Source organism: Aristophania sp. ESL1142 (assembly GCF_058107345.1).
Genome location: NZ_JBYLUH010000001.1, coordinates 620113 through 640177, shown reverse-complemented (window position 1 = coordinate 640177; position 20065 = coordinate 620113). Strand labels below are relative to the sequence as shown.

At 47.0% G+C, this 20065-nt stretch carries 17 protein-coding genes; 6 read left to right on the top strand and 11 right to left on the bottom strand.

The annotated features are described in order from the left end of the window. Together AC3B6P_RS02865 and pnuC are read left to right on the top strand one after the other, a co-directional pair. Positions 1–1146 carry a phosphotransferase enzyme family protein gene (locus AC3B6P_RS02865; protein WP_489804637.1) on the top strand — a complete coding sequence of 382 codons (1146 nt, stop codon included), beginning with the start codon at positions 1–3 and terminating at the stop codon, positions 1144–1146. Continuing rightward, positions 1088–1741 (top strand): nicotinamide riboside transporter PnuC, encoded by a 654-nt coding sequence (gene pnuC, locus AC3B6P_RS02860; RefSeq protein ID WP_489804636.1) that lies wholly within the window; start codon positions 1088–1090, stop codon positions 1739–1741. Before AC3B6P_RS02865 ends, pnuC begins: the two co-directional genes overlap by 59 nt. On the opposite strand, the gene AC3B6P_RS02855 is transcribed toward pnuC, so the two are convergent. The 4 genes from AC3B6P_RS02855 to AC3B6P_RS02840 are packed head-to-tail and all read right to left on the bottom strand — an operon-like array spanning position 1738 to position 7975. Continuing rightward, the gene (locus AC3B6P_RS02855; RefSeq protein ID WP_489804635.1) at positions 1738–2100 is read right to left on the bottom strand and encodes a hypothetical protein; all 363 of its coding nucleotides are present in this window, start codon (positions 2098–2100) and stop codon (positions 1738–1740) included. The two genes, pnuC and AC3B6P_RS02855, sit on opposite strands and share 4 nt — an antisense overlap. A gap of 27 nt (positions 2101–2127) precedes the next feature. Further along, positions 2128–3615: an efflux transporter outer membrane subunit gene (locus AC3B6P_RS02850; protein WP_489804634.1), complete on the bottom strand. Its 1488-nt coding sequence runs from the start codon at positions 3613–3615 to the stop codon at positions 2128–2130. Further along, on the bottom strand, positions 3605–6781 hold the full coding sequence (locus tag AC3B6P_RS02845; protein WP_489804633.1) for an efflux RND transporter permease subunit: 3177 nt from the start codon (positions 6779–6781) through the stop codon (positions 3605–3607). Before AC3B6P_RS02845 ends, AC3B6P_RS02850 begins: the two co-directional genes overlap by 11 nt. A gap of 6 nt (positions 6782–6787) precedes the next feature. Beyond that, a complete protein-coding gene (locus AC3B6P_RS02840; protein WP_489804632.1) occupies positions 6788–7975 on the bottom strand; it encodes an efflux RND transporter periplasmic adaptor subunit in 1188 nt (395 codons plus the stop codon). 125 nt (positions 7976–8100) lie between these two features. Here AC3B6P_RS02840 and AC3B6P_RS02835 point away from each other — a divergent pair, with 125 nt between their 5' ends. Both AC3B6P_RS02835 and AC3B6P_RS02830 read left to right on the top strand, forming a co-directional pair. Beyond that, positions 8101–8790, top strand: coding sequence for a TetR/AcrR family transcriptional regulator (locus AC3B6P_RS02835; protein ID WP_489804631.1), 690 nt, complete (start codon positions 8101–8103; stop codon positions 8788–8790). A 194-nt stretch (positions 8791–8984) separates the two neighbouring features. Then, a complete protein-coding gene (locus tag AC3B6P_RS02830) occupies positions 8985–10403 on the top strand; it encodes an amino acid permease (protein ID WP_489804630.1) in 1419 nt (472 codons plus the stop codon). A gap of 132 nt (positions 10404–10535) precedes the next feature. On the opposite strand, the gene phoU is transcribed toward AC3B6P_RS02830, so the two are convergent. The 4 genes from phoU to pstC are packed head-to-tail and all read right to left on the bottom strand — an operon-like array spanning position 10536 to position 13902. Further along, on the bottom strand, positions 10536–11249 hold the full coding sequence (gene phoU / locus AC3B6P_RS02825; RefSeq protein WP_489804629.1) for a phosphate signaling complex protein PhoU: 714 nt from the start codon (positions 11247–11249) through the stop codon (positions 10536–10538). Between the two features lie 4 nt (positions 11250–11253). Next, on the bottom strand, positions 11254–12060 hold the full coding sequence (gene pstB, locus AC3B6P_RS02820) for a phosphate ABC transporter ATP-binding protein PstB (protein WP_489804628.1): 807 nt from the start codon (positions 12058–12060) through the stop codon (positions 11254–11256). 28 nt (positions 12061–12088) lie between these two features. After that, a complete protein-coding gene (gene pstA / locus AC3B6P_RS02815) occupies positions 12089–12961 on the bottom strand; it encodes a phosphate ABC transporter permease PstA (RefSeq protein WP_489804627.1) in 873 nt (290 codons plus the stop codon). Beyond that, positions 12958–13902, bottom strand: a complete 945-nt coding sequence (pstC, locus tag AC3B6P_RS02810; RefSeq protein ID WP_489804626.1) for a phosphate ABC transporter permease subunit PstC — start codon at positions 13900–13902, stop codon at positions 12958–12960. Before pstC ends, pstA begins: the two co-directional genes overlap by 4 nt. Before the next feature lie 255 nt (positions 13903–14157). Here pstC and AC3B6P_RS02805 point away from each other — a divergent pair, with 255 nt between their 5' ends. Both AC3B6P_RS02805 and dps read left to right on the top strand, forming a co-directional pair. Then, positions 14158–16692 (top strand): glycosyltransferase family 2 protein, encoded by a 2535-nt coding sequence (locus AC3B6P_RS02805; protein WP_489804625.1) that lies wholly within the window; start codon positions 14158–14160, stop codon positions 16690–16692. 63 nt (positions 16693–16755) lie between these two features. Next, the gene (dps, locus tag AC3B6P_RS02800) at positions 16756–17265 is read left to right on the top strand and encodes a DNA starvation/stationary phase protection protein Dps (RefSeq protein WP_489804624.1); all 510 of its coding nucleotides are present in this window, start codon (positions 16756–16758) and stop codon (positions 17263–17265) included. Between the two features lie 76 nt (positions 17266–17341). Here dps and AC3B6P_RS02795 read toward each other — a convergent pair whose 3' ends face one another. From AC3B6P_RS02795 to AC3B6P_RS02785, 3 genes are read right to left on the bottom strand one after another with little or no spacing between them, the layout of a single operon-like run. Next, positions 17342–17794: a hypothetical protein gene (locus tag AC3B6P_RS02795; protein WP_489804623.1), complete on the bottom strand. Its 453-nt coding sequence runs from the start codon at positions 17792–17794 to the stop codon at positions 17342–17344. 33 nt (positions 17795–17827) lie between these two features. Further along, positions 17828–19048, bottom strand: a complete 1221-nt coding sequence (locus AC3B6P_RS02790) for a glycosyltransferase (protein ID WP_489804622.1) — start codon at positions 19046–19048, stop codon at positions 17828–17830. 46 nt (positions 19049–19094) lie between these two features. Beyond that, entirely contained in the window at positions 19095–20006 is a 912-nt protein-coding gene (locus tag AC3B6P_RS02785; RefSeq protein ID WP_489804621.1) for a hypothetical protein, read from the bottom strand. Positions 20007–20065 lie beyond the last annotated feature (59 nt).

Sequence of the window (20065 nt, the reverse complement as noted above, 5' to 3'; positions counted from 1 at the left end):
ATGACTGAAACGTCACCAATAGAGGCTCTGGGCCTTGATGACAGGACACATGCCAGGGATTGGGACTTATTAAGTCCACGTGTCAGTAACGACGTTTTAAGTTATTACCGGACATTGCAGAAACCAGCAGACATACTCTGGCACAGCCCTCGGGCTTTTTCTTCTGCTGCGCTTGTCCGCCTCGATAGAGAAGAAAAAATTTTTATCAAACGCCATGATGCACGACTGCGCCCGCCCGGGATCCTACAGGAAGAGCATGATTTCATTTTTCATCTAAAAAAAAATGACTTTCCTGTTCTTACGCCACTCATAAACAAAAAGAGACAAACAATTACGGTTACAGAAGCCGGTGTGTTTGAACTCTATTTACCCATGCCGGGCGAAGATCTTTATCAGAAAACCCTGTCATGGGAACCTTATCATTCACAACGCCATGCTTTTTCTGCGGGCCAGCTTCTGGCACGTCTCCATAAAGCCAGCATAGACTACAAAGCATCTGCGCGACGGACGAGATTTCTTGCAGCACCCCTTACCCCACTTCTTTCTCATTCTGTGCAGGAAAGTCTGATTCACTGGATATCTGGACAGGCAGGGCTGGAGACAAGCTTGCAACAGTGGAACTGGAAAGAAGAGCTATTTCCACGCCTGGAAGCCTTCCATGCTCCATTACGCCCTTTTCTTGACCAGATCCTGCCTCACTGGGGACATGGAGACTGGCATGGCTCCAATCTGGTCTGGCAACAAGACGAGGCTGTCTCTGCTTTTGACTTCGGCCTGAGCGACCTCACCTGTATAAGTTTTGATATCGCTATTGCCCTTGAACGCAGCTTCATTCGCTGGATGGATTGCCAGAGCCACAATGCAGCTTCTTATGCCTTAATGACGCCTTTTTTATATGGATATTATCAGCGCAATCCTCTTTCAGAAGTAGAAAGGAAACTCATTTCTCTCCTCTTCCCTCTGGCACATATTACCTTTGCTCTTTCTGAGATCGCCTATTACGATAATCTGGCTCAGGACAGGGTTACTGCTGATATCGCCTACAGAAAATATCTCATTGGCCATCTAGATTGGTTCGCTGGGCCTTATGGCCGGTCTTGCCTTTCGAAACTCGGCACAATCCTTAAATCCCTTCCGGAAATGTGAAACCCTCACCAATATGTATGAATATTTTGGCGTCATTCTCAGCATTGTCGGTGTGTTACTTGCGACTCAGAGGTCCCTCTGGCATGGTCCTTTTTCCATTTCCGCCTGTATGTTGTACGGCTGGATTTTTTTTCAGACGAAACTTTATGCCGATGCCATTTTGCAAGGACTTTTCCTTATTGTTGCCCTTTATGGCTGGGGGGCATGGGTCATCCAGTATATCCGCCAGAAACAACAGCCACAGGCACCCGCTTATCTCATTATAAAACCTATAACAACCAGCGCCCTTTTTATCGGTTTAGGAGCAACAATAACTGGCACAATATTATGGGGCTCAGCACTCCAGTACTGGACAGATGACCCCCTGCCCTTCCTCGATGCTGGTTTAAGCAGTGCCAGTCTCGTTGGGTCTTTCTGGACCGCCAGACGATACCGCGCCAACTGGATTTTATGGATTGTTATTGATTCCGTCTATTGCGGGCTTTTCATCGACCGTGGCCTTTACCCCACCATGGGCCTTTACGCAGGGTTTGTCCTTATCTCAATTTATGGCTACAGAGCTTGGAAACACGAAAACTCAGAAACGGAAAGTTAAGGCTCTTCTGCCAATTTCTGAATCCGGATTAGTTTTCCGGAAGCATTATAATAAAAGATAACCTCCCCTTTCCGCTCGGCATACCCATCAGGAAGCCCCCCTTTTGTACGGAAAATGAGGCGTAATTTATCAGGTTCTTCCTTAACTGTATCGCCCCTGGGCACATAATGAAACATACTGAAATCCGTGTATTTATGAACAATACCCGAAGAACGATAAAGCTGGTCCATCGTGGGTTTCTTCTTGATGTCCCCAAAAGTCGGTGCTGAATCTCCTGCCTGACACACAGAAATTGCTGCAAAGGAAGAAGCAAAAAACAGACCCGTGACCGTTTTACGCATCATTGATTTATTCAGCATAACTCTTCCTCTGCTCCAATTTTGTTCCTAGCGGACCTTTTTAATATTATCCTTAGGCTCTAACATTGTCTGATGCTGAAGGGTCTTACGACTCCATCCCCCACCCAATGCCCGATAGAGCGTAACCATATTCTGGAAACGAGCTGCTTGCACAACTATTTTTGACTGTCTGTCCGTATAAAGCTGACGTTCCTGTACCAAGGTTGTCAGATAATCATCAATCCCGGCTCTAAAGCGCATATAGGCAAGATCATAGGCCTTTTGAGATTGACGGACCAGGCTTGTCATATGTAAATCCTGCGTTTTGTACGTTTCACGCGCTGTCAATGCATCCGAAACTTCTTTAAACGCTGTTTGCACCGTTTTCTGATATTGTGTAACAGACTCAATGACCCGCGCCTTGGCAGAGCGCAAGTTTCCAGAATTTTGTCCCCAAGTCAGCAACGGAATGTTGATATTGGGAGAAATACCCCATGTTTGAGCCATGTTACTGAAAAGCTTCCTAAATTGCAGGGAGCTCGTCCCTTCAGATGCTGTCAAAGTCACCTTCGGAAAGAAAGCCGCCCTGGCAGCCCCTACCATAGCATTGGCCCCCTTAAGAGAGTGCTCAGCTGCCTGAATGTCAGGACGCTGCTCAAGCAATTCGGAAGGCAGTCCTGCAGGTAAATCAGCAACCATAGTCTGCTGCCCCATCGGAGCTGGAGACGGAAGATCTGCTGGCAGAGGTGCCCCAACAATCAATTGCAGATTATGCTCGTCATTTGCGACAGCGCGTGTCTGCTGAGCGATATCAGATTGTGCCTGCTCTAACTGCGATCTCACTTGTGCCAAAGTCAGAGCATCTGTCTGACCATGATCAAAATTCAGCTGTGTCAACTTCATTGTAGCTGTACGGGTTCTATAAGTCCGTTGAGCAAGATTTAATAATTCCCGGTCAGCCAACCACTGGATATAGGTAGTCGCTAATTGCGAAACTGTCGTTATCCATAAATTGCGCAAGTTTTCGGCAGCATTGAGGGTTGCTTCCTTCTGATTACGCGTGAGATTGCGAATGCGTCCCCAAAGATCAATCTCATAAGAAGAGAATCCTATTGAGGTCTGGTAAAATCTTAAAGTGCTAATCTCCTCTCCTGAGCCAGGAGAGAAGGAGAAACCGGCCATACTAGACGGCCCCTGATACATAGCACTTCCCCCTGTCGTAATTTGCGGGAAAAGCGCTGCATTTTGCACTTGATACTGTCCACGTGCTTCAACCACGGCCGCTAATTGACCAGACAGATCGCGGTTATTGGCCAAAGTCAGTTCAATGAGTTTCTTTAAACGTGGATCGGTAAAGAAATCTTCCCATCCTAAATCCGTAACTTTATAAGCGCTCTTCTGGTTTTTAACTCCAGTATCTGAAGGATATTCGGATGAGATCTTACCCTCAGGACGATGATAGGTTGGAGCCAGATTGCAGGAAGCCAGCAAGAGTAACGCCCCCATTCCAAAAGATGACGTTGTTTTACGAAGCATCTGCTGACTCTCCCTTTTCACGGGCTTTTTTAATATTTTCTTCTTCAATAGCCCGCTTTTCCGACAGACGTTTCACACGGAAAAGGCGGAGAATGACCACAAAGAACAAGGGCACGAAGTAGATCGCGAGCAGCGTTGCTGTAAACATACCACCAACCACGCATGTCCCGATAGCAACACGAGCTGCGGAGCCTGCTCCCGTTGCGATTGCCAGAGGAAACACGCCACAGACAAACGCAATTGAGGTCATCAAGATTGGCCTTAAGCGCTCACGACCTGCTTTGAGAACCGCTTCTTCAAGCGTATCACCTTCTTCATAGAATGCTTTCGCAAACTCAACGATCAGAATAGCGTTCTTCACTGATAACCCAACAGTTGTCAGCAACCCAACCTGGAAATAAACATCGTTACTCAGACCACGTCCTAAGGTCGCAAAAATAGCTCCAAGCACACCTAACGGTAGCACCAGCAAAACTGAAATCGGGATCGCCCAGCTCTCATAAAGAGCGGCAAGGCAAAACAGGATCACGATCACCGCCAGGGCATATAACGGCCCCGTCGCATTACCGGAGGCCTGCTCTTCATAAGAAAGCCCTGTCCACTCATAACCAACTCCTTTGGGGAGCTTTGCGATCAGTCTTTCTATTTCTTGCATGGCGCGACCAGAACTGACACCTGGTGCAGGCTGCCCCTGAATTTCAAAAGCCTGATTACCGTTATAATTTTCCACTTTCTGTGGACCAACTTCCCAGTGGCCATTAACGATCGTATTAAAAGGAACAAGGAGATTCTGGTTATTGCGCAAATACCACCGGCCAAAATCCTGTGGGTGCATACGCGAGAAAGGCTCACCCTGAATATAGACCTGTTTAACACGTCCAGACCTGGTAAACTGATTTACATAAATTGATCCGAAAGCCCCCTGGATTGTCGTATTGATATCTTCATTCGTTATTCCCTGCGAATTGGCTTTTTCACGGTTCAGATCCAACACATATTGTGGCGCATCTTCCATACCCATTGGTCGCACGGCGGAGAGAAGAGGATTTTTTGCTGCTTCTGCCAAAAGCTGCTGACGTGCTGCAAGCAGCCCTGCATGACCTATATGACCACGATCTTCAAGATCAAAGTCAAAACCAGTCGCATTACCAAGTTCCAGAACAGCAGGGGGATTCAGCGCATAGATCAATGCTTCCGGGTCACCCATAAAATGTTTCATGATCTGACCGGCAATATACATTGTCGTATGCTCATAACCGGGACGTTCGTCCCAAGGCTTCATGCGGACGAAGAAAGCCCCCGCACTTTGCCCTTGACCTGCGAAACTGAACCCATTCACAGAGAAAACGGACTGAACATCTTCACCAAAGGTCTTGAAAATATAATCAGAGATCTTCTTGTTTACCGCTTCAGTCTGAGCATTTGTTGCCCCTGGACGCATGGTAATCTGTCCAAAAATCAGCCCCTGATCTTCATCAGGCAGAAAGCCATGCGGAACACGTGTAAAAAAGAACGCTGCAACAGCCGTCATGATCACAAAAGCGATCATACTCAATTTCCGATGTTTTATGACATGTTCAACACCATGCACATAACGGTTTGTAAACCGTTCAAACCATTTATTAAACCAGCGTGCTGGAGCAAATTTAACCTCCTGGTGAACAGGCTTCAGCATGGAACCACAGAGAGCTGGCGTCATAATCATTGCCACGACCACAGAGAGCCACATGGCCGCAACAATCGTAATAGAAAACTGACGATAAATAACCCCGGTTGACCCCCCGAAAGCAGCCATAGGCAAGAACACAGCCGAAAGAACCAGAACGATACCCACCAGAGCGCCTGAAATCTCATCCATGGAAACACGGGATGCCTCTTTAGGAGAGAGCTTTTGCTCGCTCATCACGCGCTCGACATTTTCAACCACAACAATGGCATCATCCACCAGAAGACCGACAGCTAGAACCATAGCCAGCATGGTCAAGGTATTAATGGAAAAACCTAATGCAGCCATGACGCCAAATGTACCCAGCAACACCACAGGTACAGCAATCGTTGGGATCAGTGTCGCCCTAAAATTCTGTAAGAAAATGAGCATCACGACAAAAACAAGAGCGATCGCCTCGACAAGCGTTTCAACAACTTCACTGATAGAATGCGTAATGAAAGGTTCTGTATCGAGCGGATAGACAAGCTTTAATCCCGGAGGGAAGAAAGGAGCCATCTCCTTCAGCTTCTCTCGAATGGCCGATTCTGTCGTCAGCTGGTTTTCACCAGGAGCCAGCTTGATTGCCATAGCTGAAGCAGGATGACCATTATAGAAGGCTGTATTAGAATAATTCTGCGCACCTAATTCAGTACGCGCCACATCTTTCAGACGAATCTGACTCCCATCTTTCTGAACTTTAAGAATGATTTCCTTAAACTGCTCAGGATCGGTCAACCGGGTTGGCCCGATAACAGTCGCATCAAATCCGATATTCTTTTTTGCTGGCAAACCACCCAGCTCACCAGACGAAACCTGTATGTTCTGATTTTCAATCGCCCCTTTTACATCCGGGACAGTTAGGCCGTAATTATAAAGCTTATCTGGGTCAAGCCAGACACGCATAGCATATTCAGCACCAAATATCTGATGATCTCCCACGCCTGAAACACGTGAAAGAGGATCAGAAATATTAGATGCAATAAAATCAGCAATATCATAGTTATTCATGCTTCCATCTGTAGAAATAAAAGCAATAACAACCATGAAGTTCTTGACCGCTTTGGTCACACTGATACCCTGGGCCGTCACTTCCTGTGGCAGACGAGGTTCGGCAAGCTGCAACTTGTTCTGAACCTGCACCTGGGCAATGTCAGGATTTGTTCCCTGCGCAAAGGTCAGGTCAATTTCCATATGACCACTGCCATAAGAGGATGCTGCCAAATATTCCAGATGGTCAATGCCGGTCATCTGCTGGAGAATTGGCTGTACAACCGTATTATTTACAGTATCAGCAGAGGCACCGGGATAATCAACGGTAATCGCAATCAGAGGAGGCGCAATACTCGGGTACTGCGCTATAGGCAGCTTGAGGATACAGACCCCACCGACCAGCATGATAATCAAGCCGATCACCCATGCAAAAATCGGGCGATCAATAAAGAAACGAGACAGACCCATCCTAAATCACTCCGCCTCTGATTCTTTAAAATCCACCATATGAGGTGCTACTTTTTTCCCTGAGGAAATTTTCTGCAACCCACTTATGACAATACGGTCGCCTATTTTAAGACCTGATTTAACGACCCATGAAGCGCCGATCGCCCGGTCAAGTTCAATGACTTTCTGGCTTGGTTTATCTTCATCATCAAGAATCATGACATAAGGCTGGGCCTTCGTATTACGCTGAACCGAAACCTGCGGTACCAGAAGAGCCGAAGAATCAATCCCCTCTTTAATATGGGCATGCACAAACATCCCAGGAAGAAGGAAATGATCGGGATTCGGCATGACAGCACGCATTACCAATGTCCCTGTCTCAGGATCAACTGTCACTTCAGAAAGCTGCAACCGACCTGTTTTTTCATAAACTGATCCATCAGATAGCTCTACTGTGACTGCTGCATCTTTTTCTCCGACACGTTGGATCTGTCCCTTTTCCAACTCACGACGAAGACGAAGCATATCTTCTGCAGCGACATTCACATCAACATAAATCGGATCCAACCGCGTTACGATCGCAATAGGTTCCGCCTGATTCGCTGTAACAAGTGTTCCCTCAGTATAAAGAGTTCGTCCTATACGACCATCTATCGGTGAAAGAACATGCGTATAATCAACATCAACAGCAGCTTTATCCAATGCTGCTTTGGCTTGTACCACCTGTGCTTCCGCCTCTCTGGCAGCAGCCAGGGTATTATCATAATCCTGACGACTAACCGCATGAGGCCCGACAAGATGACGATAACGCTTCAGTTGAGATTCAGCGCGCACAGCAGTTGCCTTTGCCTGCATGAGCACACCTTTGGCCTGGTCATAAGCCGCTTTATAAGGTGGGAGATAAATCTGATAAAGCTGCTGTCCCGCTTTGATATCCGTCCCCTGTTCAAAATTACGAGAAACAATAACACCATTGACCTGCGGGCGAATTTCAGCCTGTTCATAAGCATCAGTCCGCCCGGGAATAGATGTTTCCAACGTAACTTTTTGTGGCTGGATAGTAATAACATCTACTGTTTGCGGAGGCGGTGGAGGCGCTTCCTTTTTGTGACAGCCTGAGAGCAAGGCCACACTGGCAAGCAGCACTAACGTCTTATGATTCAGTGTCCCACTTACTTGAGACACAGCTTTACGGGACAATTCAATATTAGCCATTGGGACGGTATGACTCTCAAAAAAAAATCACAAAAAATGGAATTTATCTTACTTTGACTATGGAAACTATCTGGTTTCCTCGCTAAAGGTCAATCAGAATCTTCTATCTATCGGGGAATGTAATCTTGTCTTCACACCCTGAAGTCCTTCGCAGCACAGCAGCTTCCAGAACAGAGGCCCTGTCGGCTATGCCCCCCGAACAGAAGGTCCCTTTTACCGCACAAAACGTAAAAAAACAGCATATTCTTGATGTGACCTGCACGCTGCTAGAAGCACACGGATACCGCGATATATCAATGGATAATATTGCCAAAAATGCTGGAATGTCCAAAAAAACCCTTTATCTTTATTTCTCCTCCAAACGAGCACTTCTGGAACAGCTAATTCTAGAAAAACTTTTTGGACCGCTTGAAATTTCTCCAGATCAAGGGCCGGAAGACCTCGAGTCACAACTCTGCCACTTCATTTTTGCATTTGCAGACAAGCTTTTTAACGAAAAACGCCTTGGCCTGCTCCGGGCGATTATTGGAGAAACGACACGCTCAGCTTCAGTACAACAATTGATGAATGAACTTTTTCACCTGGCCAGCCCTAATTTGGGACTCCAGAAATGGCTAGCACTCCAGCAGGAAGAAGGAACCTTGAGAATCCCATCACCCAAGGATGCTGCTGATTACCTTTTTGGTCTTACCTTATGCGTTCCCCTTCTCGGGCAGCTATCCCATTGTGGTCCCATGCGCGATAAAGACGATTTTGCCCGTTTCATCAAAGAGGGAATCCGCATATTCCTGAATGCTTACCGTGTAACAGCGTAAAATGTATAAAATAACATATTTGTGATTGCTTGAACTGTCAGAATCCTAATCTTGTTTTTACAATTTCAATTTCCGCTTGCCTTGGCAAATTACACAGCTTAGCCTATAGTGCTATTCGTAAAATACATAGCTGGTATGACTTTAACGAAGGACCACTGCTCAATGCGTTCCAGATCGCTTTTCGGAATAACTATATGACAGACTCAACCCAAGAACAGAAAAATTCCGATCAGGAGCACGTTAGTCACGAAGGTTATAACAAGCACTTAAGCAGGCGTCATATCCAGATGATTGCCCTGGGTGGTGCTATCGGGACCGGTCTTTTTCTTGGTGCCGGTTCACGTCTTCAGCAGGCTGGGCCTTCTCTTGTCATTGTTTATGCAATCTGCGGTCTCTGCGCTTATATGATTCTACGCGCAATGGGTGAACTGGTCATGTATCGCCCGACCAGTGGCAGTTTTGTAACCTACACCAGAGAATTTCTGGGAGAATGGGCAGCTTATACATCCGGCTGGTTCTCTTTCCTCAACTGGTCAATGACCGGCATCGCAGACATCACTGCCATCGCGCTCTATATGCATTACTGGCCTCTCTTCAGTGATATCCCTCAATGGGTCATCGCCCTGGGAGCGCTCGTTGTTGTCGGGGGGATCAATCTGGCAGGTGTCCGCCATTTTGGCGAAATTGAATTCTGGCTTTCTCTCATCAAGATTCTCACGCTGATCGCTTTCCTGATCGTCGGTGGGACAATTCTCTTCATGGGGATTGAAGTTGGCCATCACAAACCCGGGATCGGGCTGATCGCCAATTCAGGTGGGCTATTCCCTCATGGAATTATTGCCCCTCTGATGCTCGTCCAAGGTGTTGTCTTTGCTTATGCCGGCACTGAGATCATCGGCGTTGCCGCTGGCGAATGTGATAACCCTCGTACTGTGATCCCACGTGCCGTCAATAGCGTGATCTGGCGCATTTTATTATTCTATGTGGGTTCAGTCGCCCTTCTCGTTCTCGTCCTTCCATGGACCGACTATAAAGCAGGCGTCAGTCCTTTCGTGACTTTCTTCCAAAAACTCGGCGTACCCGGGATTGATAACATCATGAATTTTGTTGTCATGATGGCTGCGCTTTCAAGCCTGAATTCCGGTCTTTATTCTACAGGGCGTGTTCTTCGTGCCCTCTCTTTGGGTGGATCTGCCCCTCAGACGCTTTCCAAGCTCAGTAGCCGTTCAGTCCCTTATATGGGAATTCTGGCAACCTTATTCATTTATCTGATTGGTGTAGGGCTTAATTACCTTATTCCAGCTCAGGTATTTGAAGTGGTGCTCAGCCTTTCCTCTTTAGGAATTCTCGGAACATGGGCTTCCATTGTCCTTTGCCAGCTCCAGCTTCATAAAAGAATTCGCTCAGGGGAGCTGCCCTCCACAGGGTTTGACATGCCATGGGCACCTTATAGTGGCTGGGTCACCATTGCCTTCCTGATCTTTATCGTTGCCATGATGGTCTTTGATTACCCTTCAGGTACTTTTGCTGTTTTCTCTATCCCATTGCTTGCTATTTTATTCTGTGGTGGATGGGCTTTGATCAAACGCAAAAAAGGTTCCACTCCCTCATAAAGAGCTGTTGTCTATAGTCTTTTATCTCATAAAAAACCCCCGGAACTACCGGGGGTTTTTTATAAAAATGCCAGAAACTAGCGCATCACGCTAAACACTACTCACACCACAAAAGCGTCAATCCCCTTTTATTCAGGAAGGCTGGGACTTACCCTCTTTTTTACCCCCTTTAGGACGCTCGGTTGGTAGATTATCACCTGTCACAGCATAATATATGCGTTCTGCAATATTTGTCGCATGGTCCCCAATCCGCTCAAAATTTTTCGCGACGAACAGAAGTTCAGTGCATGGCCGGATATTACGGGGGTCTTCCATCATATAAGTCACCAGCTCCCGAAACAGGGTCGTATAATATTCGTCCACACCTTTATCGGAATGCCAGACTTCGACCGCAAGTTCAGTGTCCATATGGGTCAGGGCTTCAACTGTACGGTGAAAATTCTCTTTCACCAGTTTTCCCATACTTAACAAGCCAGAAAGAGAAACATTTCCCCCTTCAGAATCAGCCTTCACGACCTTACGGGCGATAGATGCCGCATAATCGCCAATCCGTTCGAGATCACCTGTATTTTTCAATGCGGCAACAATCTCCCGGAGATCCCCCCCCATCGGGCTTCTCAATGCAAGCAGGCGGATCGCAAGCCCTTCAACCTCTCGCTCTAGCGCATCAACTTTCGGGTCTTCTGCTACCGCCTTATGGGCAGCACGTTCATCATGATTAGCGATTGCTTCAAGGGCAAGACCAACCTGTTCTTCAACCTGTCGCCCCATTTGCGTCATCAAGGCACGCAGGTGATCCAGCTCATGCTCATAACTTCTGACAATATGCGAACGATCAAGAGACATAATCTTATCCAAACCTACCCGTAATATAATCCTGGGTTTGCTTCTGCCTAGGATTGGTGAAAATACGATCAGCCTGATCAACTTCAATCAGGCGCCCCATATAGAAAAATGCAACACGATCAGCACAACGAGCAGCCTGTTGCATATTATGAGTCACAATCGCGATTGTGAACTCTTCCTTAAGTTCGTCAAGTAATTCTTCAATACGTGCTGTAGAAATCGGGTCCAGTGCAGAAGTCGGCTCATCAAGCAGGAGCACTTCAGGTCGCGTAGCAATAGAACGCGCAATACATAATCTCTGTTGCTGTCCCCCCGACAAACCTGTTGCCGGTGCCTTCAGGCGATCCTTGACCTCATTCCATAGTGCAACACGCGTCAGAACGTCCTGCACCCGGTCATCCATCTCGCCACGACTAAGGCGCTCATGTAACCTAACCCCAAAAAGGATATTATCGTAAATCGACATGGGGAAAGGAGTTGGTTTCTGGAAAACCATACCGATACGGGTACGCAGGATATCAAGGTCAATCGACTTATCAAGGATATTCTTGCCATCAAACATAACCTTACCCGTCGCCCTCTGACCGGGGTAAAGATCATACATGCGGTTGAAAATTCGCAATAAAGTCGACTTCCCACACCCGCTGGGACCAATCATCGCCGTGACCTGACGGGCCGGAAAATCAATGGAAATATCGTGTAATGCGTGATGATCTCCGTAATAGAAATTAAGGTCTTTTACGGCTAAAGCAACATTTTCTGGCACATTCCAGCTCGCTTCAGCAAAAAGCTCTACCGGGTCCTGAGTCATAAATTCACCTTACTGGTTACAGCGACTATCACTGGTGACGTGATGAAACGCGCACAATAATATTAATCATCAACACACCTACCGTCACAATCAGAGCCCCTGCCCAGGCAAGCTGAACCCAATCTTCGTAAGAGGCACCGGCATATTGATAAATGACGACTGGCAAACTTGCCATGGGTTTGGAAATATCCCATGACCAGCCCTGATTGCCTAAAGATGTGAAAAGAAGGGGCGCCGTTTCTCCCCCCATGCGGGCCAGCGCTAACAAAATTCCCGTTATGACCCCCTGTCTCGCTGAACGCAGGCTAAGAAACAGGATCACACGCCATTTTGCTGCTCCCAACGCCGCACCGGCCTCTCTCATGGCAGTAGGTACAAGGCGGAGCATATCTTCGGTCGTACGGATAATAACAGGCACTGCCAGCACCGCGAGAGCCACAGACCCTGAAAAACCGGAAAAATGGCCCAAAGGAGCAACAAGGCACTGATAGATAAACAGGCCAACCAGAATAGATGGCACTGACATTAATATATCAGCGACAAACCGGACCACAGATGCGAACCGGTTCCTTCTCTCCCCATATTCGGAAAGGTAGATCCCGCATAAAAGCCCCAGCGGCGCAGCAATCAGAAGTGCAAGCCCAGTCTGGATAATGCTTCCTAAAATTGCATTTCCCAAACCACTATGCGTACCAGGCGGACCCATCGATTTTGTAAAGACAGAGACTGACAGCCCTGAAATGCCTTTACTTAACAGCATCCACAAAATTGAAAGCAGGATTATGACAAGAACGGCTCCCGCCATAAGGCTTAACCCTGTCGCGCACTGGCTTTTGAGGCGACGATAGCCGGCACGTTTATCACCTTGCCAACGGGAAGATGTTACAGGAATCTGGCTCATGGCTGTTTCCCCTTTAACAGGCGTGCACAGGCGAGACTCAGGCAAGACAAGATCATGAGCACAAAGCCCAGCGCCATCAGGGAGGAAAGACGCAATGAGCCTTCCGGGCTTTCAGGAAATTGGAGGGCAATCAGGGAAGCAACTGTACTACGGGGAGAAAAGAGCGACCAGCCAATAGAGGTTACATTACCAATCACGAACGTTACTGCCATTGTTTCACCCAAGGCACGCCCCATTCCCAAAACAATGGCACCGACCATGCCGGTCCTGGACCAGGGCACAATAACCTTACTCATGACCTCCCACCTTGTTGCCCCCAGTCCATAAGCGCTTTCTCTCAACATGGGAGGAACGGCTTTAAAAACATCTATCATGACAGCCGTGATAAATGGCGCAATCATGACTGCAAGCACAAATCCTGCTGTTACAAGCCCGGTCCCAATAGGGAGCCCTTTTAACAAAGGACCGATCAGCCATATATGAGCGGCATGATGATTCAAGAATGGCTGAACAACATTTGCCAAAAACGGAACGATTGTAAAAAAGCCCCACATTCCGAAAATAATAGAAGGCACCGCCGCCAGTAGCTGCACAGCCGTACCAATCAGAGAAGAAAAACGTGGTGGCGCAATAAAATTAAGCCAGAAAGCCGTACCAAAAGCCAATGGTACTGCAATGACAACAGCAATGATCGTGCTGATTACCGTACCCAAGAGCGGTGCAAGAACCGCATAATGATCCGTAACAGGGTTCCAGTTCGTATGGGTGAAAAACCCTATGCCAAAAGTGGAAAAGGCCTTCTCACCACCCAACGCCATCAAGGTGATAAGGCCGCCAAGCACAACAAGCACCAGAACAGCACAGAGCCATAATAATCCATGAAACAGTCTATCGGGATTGAGAAGGCTTTTTATAGACCTTGCCCTAGGTGCCATCTTCATCTTTCAGAACCCTATTACCAACTAATATACGAACCATGCCCTGAAATTCGCGATCCCTTTTATGTGCTTTAGCGCCCCTGACTGCGGAGGGCAACCACGCACAGACAGCCTTTAGAAGCTACTCCTAAAATAGCAGAATAAAACAATCTTCAAAGAGATTATGATAACTACAAAGCAGGAATTTAAAATGAACGTCTGTTATAAAAGAAAATAATGTTACATTATCCTCCTTACCTTTGCTGAGGAGATCATTTTGTGACCCTATCGCCACCTGATCAGTCTCCTGGAACGCCACGAGAAGCAAGCACCTTCAGAGGCTATGTTGAAGGACATAAAGCAGGCTATCTCTATGGGTGGGCCTTTGACATCCGTGCTCCTTCTGCACCAGTCAAGCTGCATCTCCTCATAGACAGGCAGGAAGTGGCGCAATTCATATGCAACGTCCCAAGAGTTGACGTTGTGGAGACTTTGGGGCTGCCCTCACCTTACGTAGGGTTCCATGTTGCTCTTCCCGAATTTTGCTTTGACCATAAACCTCACGAAATAGGGTTACGCTTTCCTGACCGCACGATCCTCCCGATTCCAGATCCGAAAAATGAAGGACACCCGCTTGAAGCCCTGATTTTTCCAGGAAAAACTGAGGATGATTATCGCAGCTATATTGACGGGATATTCAAAGGCTGGCTCCGCGGCTGGGTTTGCAGGCGCAAGACACCTTATCAATTGTGGGAAGGCGCACTGACAGTCTCTGTATCAGTGGACGGTGTCACCCTGGCGACAGCGCGTGCAGACCATTATCGCGGCGATGTTGCAGAAATTATGGAAGGTAACCCTTGCTGCGGTTTTGAAATTTCCCTGCCACGCTCTCTCAGAGACCGGCAGATCCATCAGTTTGATGTTAAAGTCATCCCCGATAACATAGCCTTGGAAAATAGTCCTTTCAAAAGCTCTCTGGTTCAGGATGACCTGGAAGCCCGTCTGATTGAACTTGAAGCAACAATCGGGAATCTGCACAGGCAGCTGACAACCTTAAGACGGGAAGTCAGGGACCTTATCCCAAAAAGACCGTTAAATCTGACCAATTATGATGAATGGGCCCGCCTGTATCAGAAAGCCCTTCTCGAAAAGACCGAAAAGCTCCGCGCAATCACCCCTCTTTCTCAGGAGCCTTTGGTCAGTATTCTCTGCCCCGTCTGGAAGCCTTTACAGGCAGATTTCGAGGCAGCCATACAATCGGTGCTCAATCAGACCTACCAGAACTGGGAGCTGATTTTAGTTGATGATGGCAGCCAGCATTATGAAACCCACACCATAATGCAGCATTATAGCCATAAGGATAAACGCGTCAGATCTTTTTTCCTTAAGAAAAATAGCGGTATTGCTGAAACTACAAATACTGCCATCGGTCACGCTCAAGGGGCCTATATCGCTTTTTTTGACCATGATGACTGCCTAAGCCCCGTTGCACTCGAAATCATGGTAAGAGCTGCTCTGAAATCCGGTGCCAGACTGCTTTATTCTGATGAGGATAAGATAGACCCTTCTGGGTATTACCTGGAACCTAATCTGAAACCGGACTTTAATTACCGGTACTTATTAGGATGTAATTATATCTGTCACCTGACAATGATAGAGGCCCAGACTCTCCATGCCGTTGGCTCCCTTTCAAAAAAGCTGGATGGCGCGCAGGATCATGACCTTATCCTCAGGGTTGTTGAGTCTCTGAATGGCGCTTCTATTTTCCATGTAAAAGAAATTCTTTATCACTGGCGCAAGACACAAGGCTCAACCGCAGCGACCATTTCCAATAAAAATTATGCCATTCAGGCAGGGATCGCTGCTGTACAAAACCATCTCGATCGGCAGCACATAAAAGCGAAAGTTTCCTCAATTGATAAACTGAGCATTTACAACATCAGCTGGACTGCACGTTCTCAACCATCTGTAACCATTATTATTCCATTCCGTGACCAGCTGGAGATGACAAAACGCTGTGTTGAAGCTGTTCTGAAACACCAGAATTACAAAAATATCTCCCTCATTTTAGTCGATAATTTCTCCACAGATCCAAAAACCATAGAATTTCTGAAAGAAATTGGGAAACACCCCGATGTTACGGTCCTGAGACTGGAAGAGCCATTCAATTTTGCCCGTTTCAATAACAAGGCAGCACAATACGCTAAAAGTGACTATCTGTTCTTTCTCAATAATGACGTCATTATCAGTCAGAAAAATTTTATCAGAACTATGATGCAAGAAGCCATTGCACTGCCTCATGTCGCCATTACAGGGGCCCGGCTGCTTTACCCTAATGGGACCATTCAACATGCTGGTGTCGCTGTAGGGCCTGAAGTTATTGGTGCTCACATGCACAGGACCAGACCAGGGCATGATTATGGCTATATCGGGCGGATCCGCCTCAGCCATGAAGTCACAGCCGTCACTGGGGCTGCCATGCTTATCAGGAAAGATGTTTTCGAAGATGTTGGCGGTTTTGATGAAGAGGGACTGGCCATCGCTTATAATGACGTGGATTTATGCCTCAAAGTAAGACAAAAAGGATGGAAAATTATTTATTGTGCTGATGCGATTGCTGAGCATTTCGAGAGTTTTTCCCGTAAAAGTGACGATCGCCTGGAACATGAAGAGCGATTTTTTCATGAAAAAGAGCATATAAAAGAACGTTGGAGGGGCACCCCCCTCTTTGAAAATGATCCTGCATACCCACGTTACTTTAGTGAGGTGGGGGAAACCTTCTTTGATCTTCGCGATTTGGAAACAATTCCGTGAGATACTCGAAATACGATTTTCCTTTATTCCCCTATAAAGAAAAATCCTCAGAAAGGATATTTTATGACAAAAATGAATCATTTTCGTACAAAAAATAATACACCTGACAATACTAAAGCTGTTTCCATTGAACTGCTCAATGCCCGCCTCGCTGATCTGATTGATCTTGCCCTGGTTACAAAACAGGCTCATTGGAACCTGAAAGGTTCTCACTTCATTGGTGTGCATCTAATGCTTGATGGTTTCCGTTCGGAAATTGATGGCTATAGTGATTCTGTTGCTGAACGGGCCGTCCAACTTGGTGGAACGGCTTTTGGCACCGTCCAGGTTGTTGATAAAAAAACAAGCTGCAAGCCATATCCTACAGAAATCTATTCTGTTGACGATCATCTTAAAGCGCTAATTGACCGTTACGGACATGTAGCCAATAACATGCGCGAAGCAATCAAAACGACTGACGAAGCAGGCGATGATGATACATCCGATCTCTTTACGGAAGTCTCTCGCGGCCTCGATAAGAACCTCTGGTTCCTTGAAGCACATCTTCAAGACAAGGAAGTCGTCAAAAGCTAAGGCGATTTCTTAAATATCTGGCATATAAAGGCGCGGTAATTCCAATACTGCGCCTTTATCGTGGCACCAGGCGGTCTTATAAAGACTGTGCCAGATGCTCGCGCGCAAAGAAAAACGGGTCCTCTTTCAAAACATCTGCTACGAGCCGTCCATCTGGAAGGGTTTCATCAGTTTTTGGCGTAAATTCTGCCAGATCATCCAAGGATTTTGGCCCCTCATCTGTGGTTATTGGCTGTCTTGAAAAACCTTCCAGCACGAGACGCACGAGAGAGCGGAAATCTTCTACCCCCATGGGGGTCGGTGCACTGCCCTTTTTACGCTGGACGAGCCACCCACGGGTTACGCCCTCAAGAGGGCCCCAAGCACTGGCTTCGATACCTAATGCCCTCTGACTCAATGTTTCAATAGCTGCCATGGAAAGAGCATTTAAATCCTCCGTTGATAATTTTTCAGGAGGCAGAGAAGGGGCTTTTTTTACTACCCAATGCTCAACCATAAGTCTCAAGGCAGGGAGGATTTCAACAGGCATAGAGGTCTTCCAACTATTGAGAATAGCATCATATTAACTAACCAGATGCGCAACCAGGTCATCATAACACTGCAAATATTTTTTTACATCCAGAGTCACGCAAGCCTCTTTACGAACCCTGCTCCCCAAACGGCGTGCCAATACCGGATTTTCCAGTAATTCCAAAATAGCCTCTGCTATTTTCTTTGGTTCCAATAGAGAAACAAGGCGTGCATTTCTGTCATCAACCAGAAACTCTTTCACAGGCGCCGTATCACTGGCCACAAGCGTGCAACCTGTTGCCATTGCCTCACGCAGAGACCAGGATAATACAAAAGGATAGGTCAGATAGGTATGAACATCTGAACGCTGAAACAGCTTGACCAGATCTTTATGGCTCAGCCATTCAATAAAACTGACGCGGCCAAGGTCAAACTGCCCCTCCAGCTCGGACAATAATGTCTCCCGCCAGCTTTTCCCGCCCTTGGGAGGCAAACCATAACTGACTGTATCACGCCCGACAATAACGACCCTTATATCCGAACGACCTTTCAGAAGAGCAGGTAACGCTCTCATGAAACTGTGAAACCCCCGATAAGGCTCCAGTCCACGAGCAGCATAAGTCACGATCTTCTCTTTTGCCAACAAGACAAGATTACCAATTTTCAGATCAGTCTTCTTACATTTTTTATCAGGAGCACAGACATCCAGATCAACACCCTCACGTAATAAACTGATTTTCTGCTGCGCCCACTCTGGATAGGTTTCTTTTTGGAAAAGCGTTGGTGTCTGCCCCCATCCCGGGAGAGATAATGCCTGTAAATTAACAAGATTCTTGGCCCGTACGAAAGGCGCTAATTCCGGGTCAAGAGGAAATTCCGGGTCGAAATTCACATCCTGTCCGCTCAGATGATAATAAAATTCAAAATACCCTAATAAAGGCGTATCAGGAAAAACATCAACAATTCTTAAAAGCTCGCCCCATCCATGATGCCCGATGATAATATCAGGAATATATCCCAGGGCTTTTAAGGAACGGGCAACGACGGCAACTGTATCGGCACGCCATAAGGCCTGGGAAAACTCTTTTGCATAAGGATGACCCCCAATATCGTGAGCCGGGGGCACAGCATAAAGGACTTTTTTAACACCCTCTATCTCACCTTGAGACTGGCTCGTAATAAAGACAATCTCATGGCCTCCCTGCTTTACAAGATGTTTGAGGATATATGCATATTGCGCAGGGAAACTTTGATGAATGAAAAGATACCGCACCTATTCACCCTGTAATTTTAGCCGGAAAACCATCCTCTATCTCACCTTATTTAGCGCCTGTGCGGCTACGACGCGTTATTTTTTTCTGCTCCTGCGATACCCCACCATGATCTGAACCCACTTCAGCTGGCAGAATTTCCAGCTGGAACGCCTCTAGGGGGGCAAGCCCTTCACTTTCCAGCATAACTTCAGTTCCTTCAATGGGTCCTATTTTCGTCCCGTCCGTAAAGCAGCCCGTCAGACGTAAGGTCCACGTTTTTGCTGCCTTGTCTTTAAGACGAATACACATTCCCAAAATAGGGAGTGACATACCTTTTGAACCACAGAATTGGCCTCCGTCACTCCAGGGAGAGAGCCATCCTTTGCCCAATACTGCCTGATATTCAATATCTTCAGCCTTAATATGAGCCTCTGGACTGACTGAAAACCCCTCAATCCACAGACCACTTCCCGGCTTTCCCATCCAGACGCCAACAGGCTTAACAACGTCGCCTTCTCTCTGAATATGGGCGCTTACCTCTTTCAGCTCACTCTTACTGACCAGAGAAATCTGCTCCCCCTTTTGCTGGGACGAAGCAGATTTCTCAGATTGCTGCTGATCCTGCTTTACGCCAGAGAAAAGGCGCATGACCTGAAGGCGCGGTCCTTCATGAGGGCTACCCATATCCTGATAGACTGTCACAAGAATTCCCGCATGATCACGATTAACTCTGACGAGAGCAGCATTACCGTTCGCACCCAGCCATCCTTCAGAAGAAAAAGTACTGATCTCAACATCATCTATTGTTGAAGACGGCGCCCGTGAGACACGTACACCCGGCAACCCGGACTCATCTGCATCTTTCTGACCAGGAGCATGCAAAACGCAATACAACCCTTTATCGAGAAAGATAACATGTGCTCCGGTTTTTAAATCCACCACACGATCAGACTGGTTTTGGCCCTGGGTTTCAGACATCGCGCCTCACTAATAATGTTGCTTCCACTATTTTGCTCAGACCTGCAAAATATCTAAAA

Excerpts from the sequence above, each read along its gene's own strand:
- AC3B6P_RS02865 (WP_489804637.1), top strand. The coding sequence starts at position 1 with ATGACTGAAACGTCACCAATAGAGGCTCTGGGCCTTGATGACAGGACA.
- pnuC (WP_489804636.1), top strand. The coding sequence starts at position 1,088 with ATGGCCGGTCTTGCCTTTCGAAACTCGGCACAATCCTTAAATCCCTTC.
- AC3B6P_RS02855 (WP_489804635.1), bottom strand. The coding sequence starts at position 2,100 with ATGCTGAATAAATCAATGATGCGTAAAACGGTCACGGGTCTGTTTTTT.
- AC3B6P_RS02850 (WP_489804634.1), bottom strand. The coding sequence starts at position 3,615 with ATGCTTCGTAAAACAACGTCATCTTTTGGAATGGGGGCGTTACTCTTG.
- AC3B6P_RS02845 (WP_489804633.1), bottom strand. The coding sequence starts at position 6,781 with ATGGGTCTGTCTCGTTTCTTTATTGATCGCCCGATTTTTGCATGGGTG.
- AC3B6P_RS02840 (WP_489804632.1), bottom strand. The coding sequence starts at position 7,975 with ATGGCTAATATTGAATTGTCCCGTAAAGCTGTGTCTCAAGTAAGTGGG.
- AC3B6P_RS02830 (WP_489804630.1), top strand. The coding sequence starts at position 8,985 with ATGACAGACTCAACCCAAGAACAGAAAAATTCCGATCAGGAGCACGTT.
- phoU (WP_489804629.1), bottom strand. The coding sequence starts at position 11,249 with ATGTCTCTTGATCGTTCGCATATTGTCAGAAGTTATGAGCATGAGCTG.
- pstB (WP_489804628.1), bottom strand. The coding sequence starts at position 12,060 with ATGACTCAGGACCCGGTAGAGCTTTTTGCTGAAGCGAGCTGGAATGTG.
- pstA (WP_489804627.1), bottom strand. The coding sequence starts at position 12,961 with ATGAGCCAGATTCCTGTAACATCTTCCCGTTGGCAAGGTGATAAACGT.
- pstC (WP_489804626.1), bottom strand. The coding sequence starts at position 13,902 with ATGAAGATGGCACCTAGGGCAAGGTCTATAAAAAGCCTTCTCAATCCC.
- dps (WP_489804624.1), top strand. The coding sequence starts at position 16,756 with ATGACAAAAATGAATCATTTTCGTACAAAAAATAATACACCTGACAAT.
- AC3B6P_RS02795 (WP_489804623.1), bottom strand. The coding sequence starts at position 17,794 with ATGCCTGTTGAAATCCTCCCTGCCTTGAGACTTATGGTTGAGCATTGG.
- AC3B6P_RS02785 (WP_489804621.1), bottom strand. The coding sequence starts at position 20,006 with ATGTCTGAAACCCAGGGCCAAAACCAGTCTGATCGTGTGGTGGATTTA.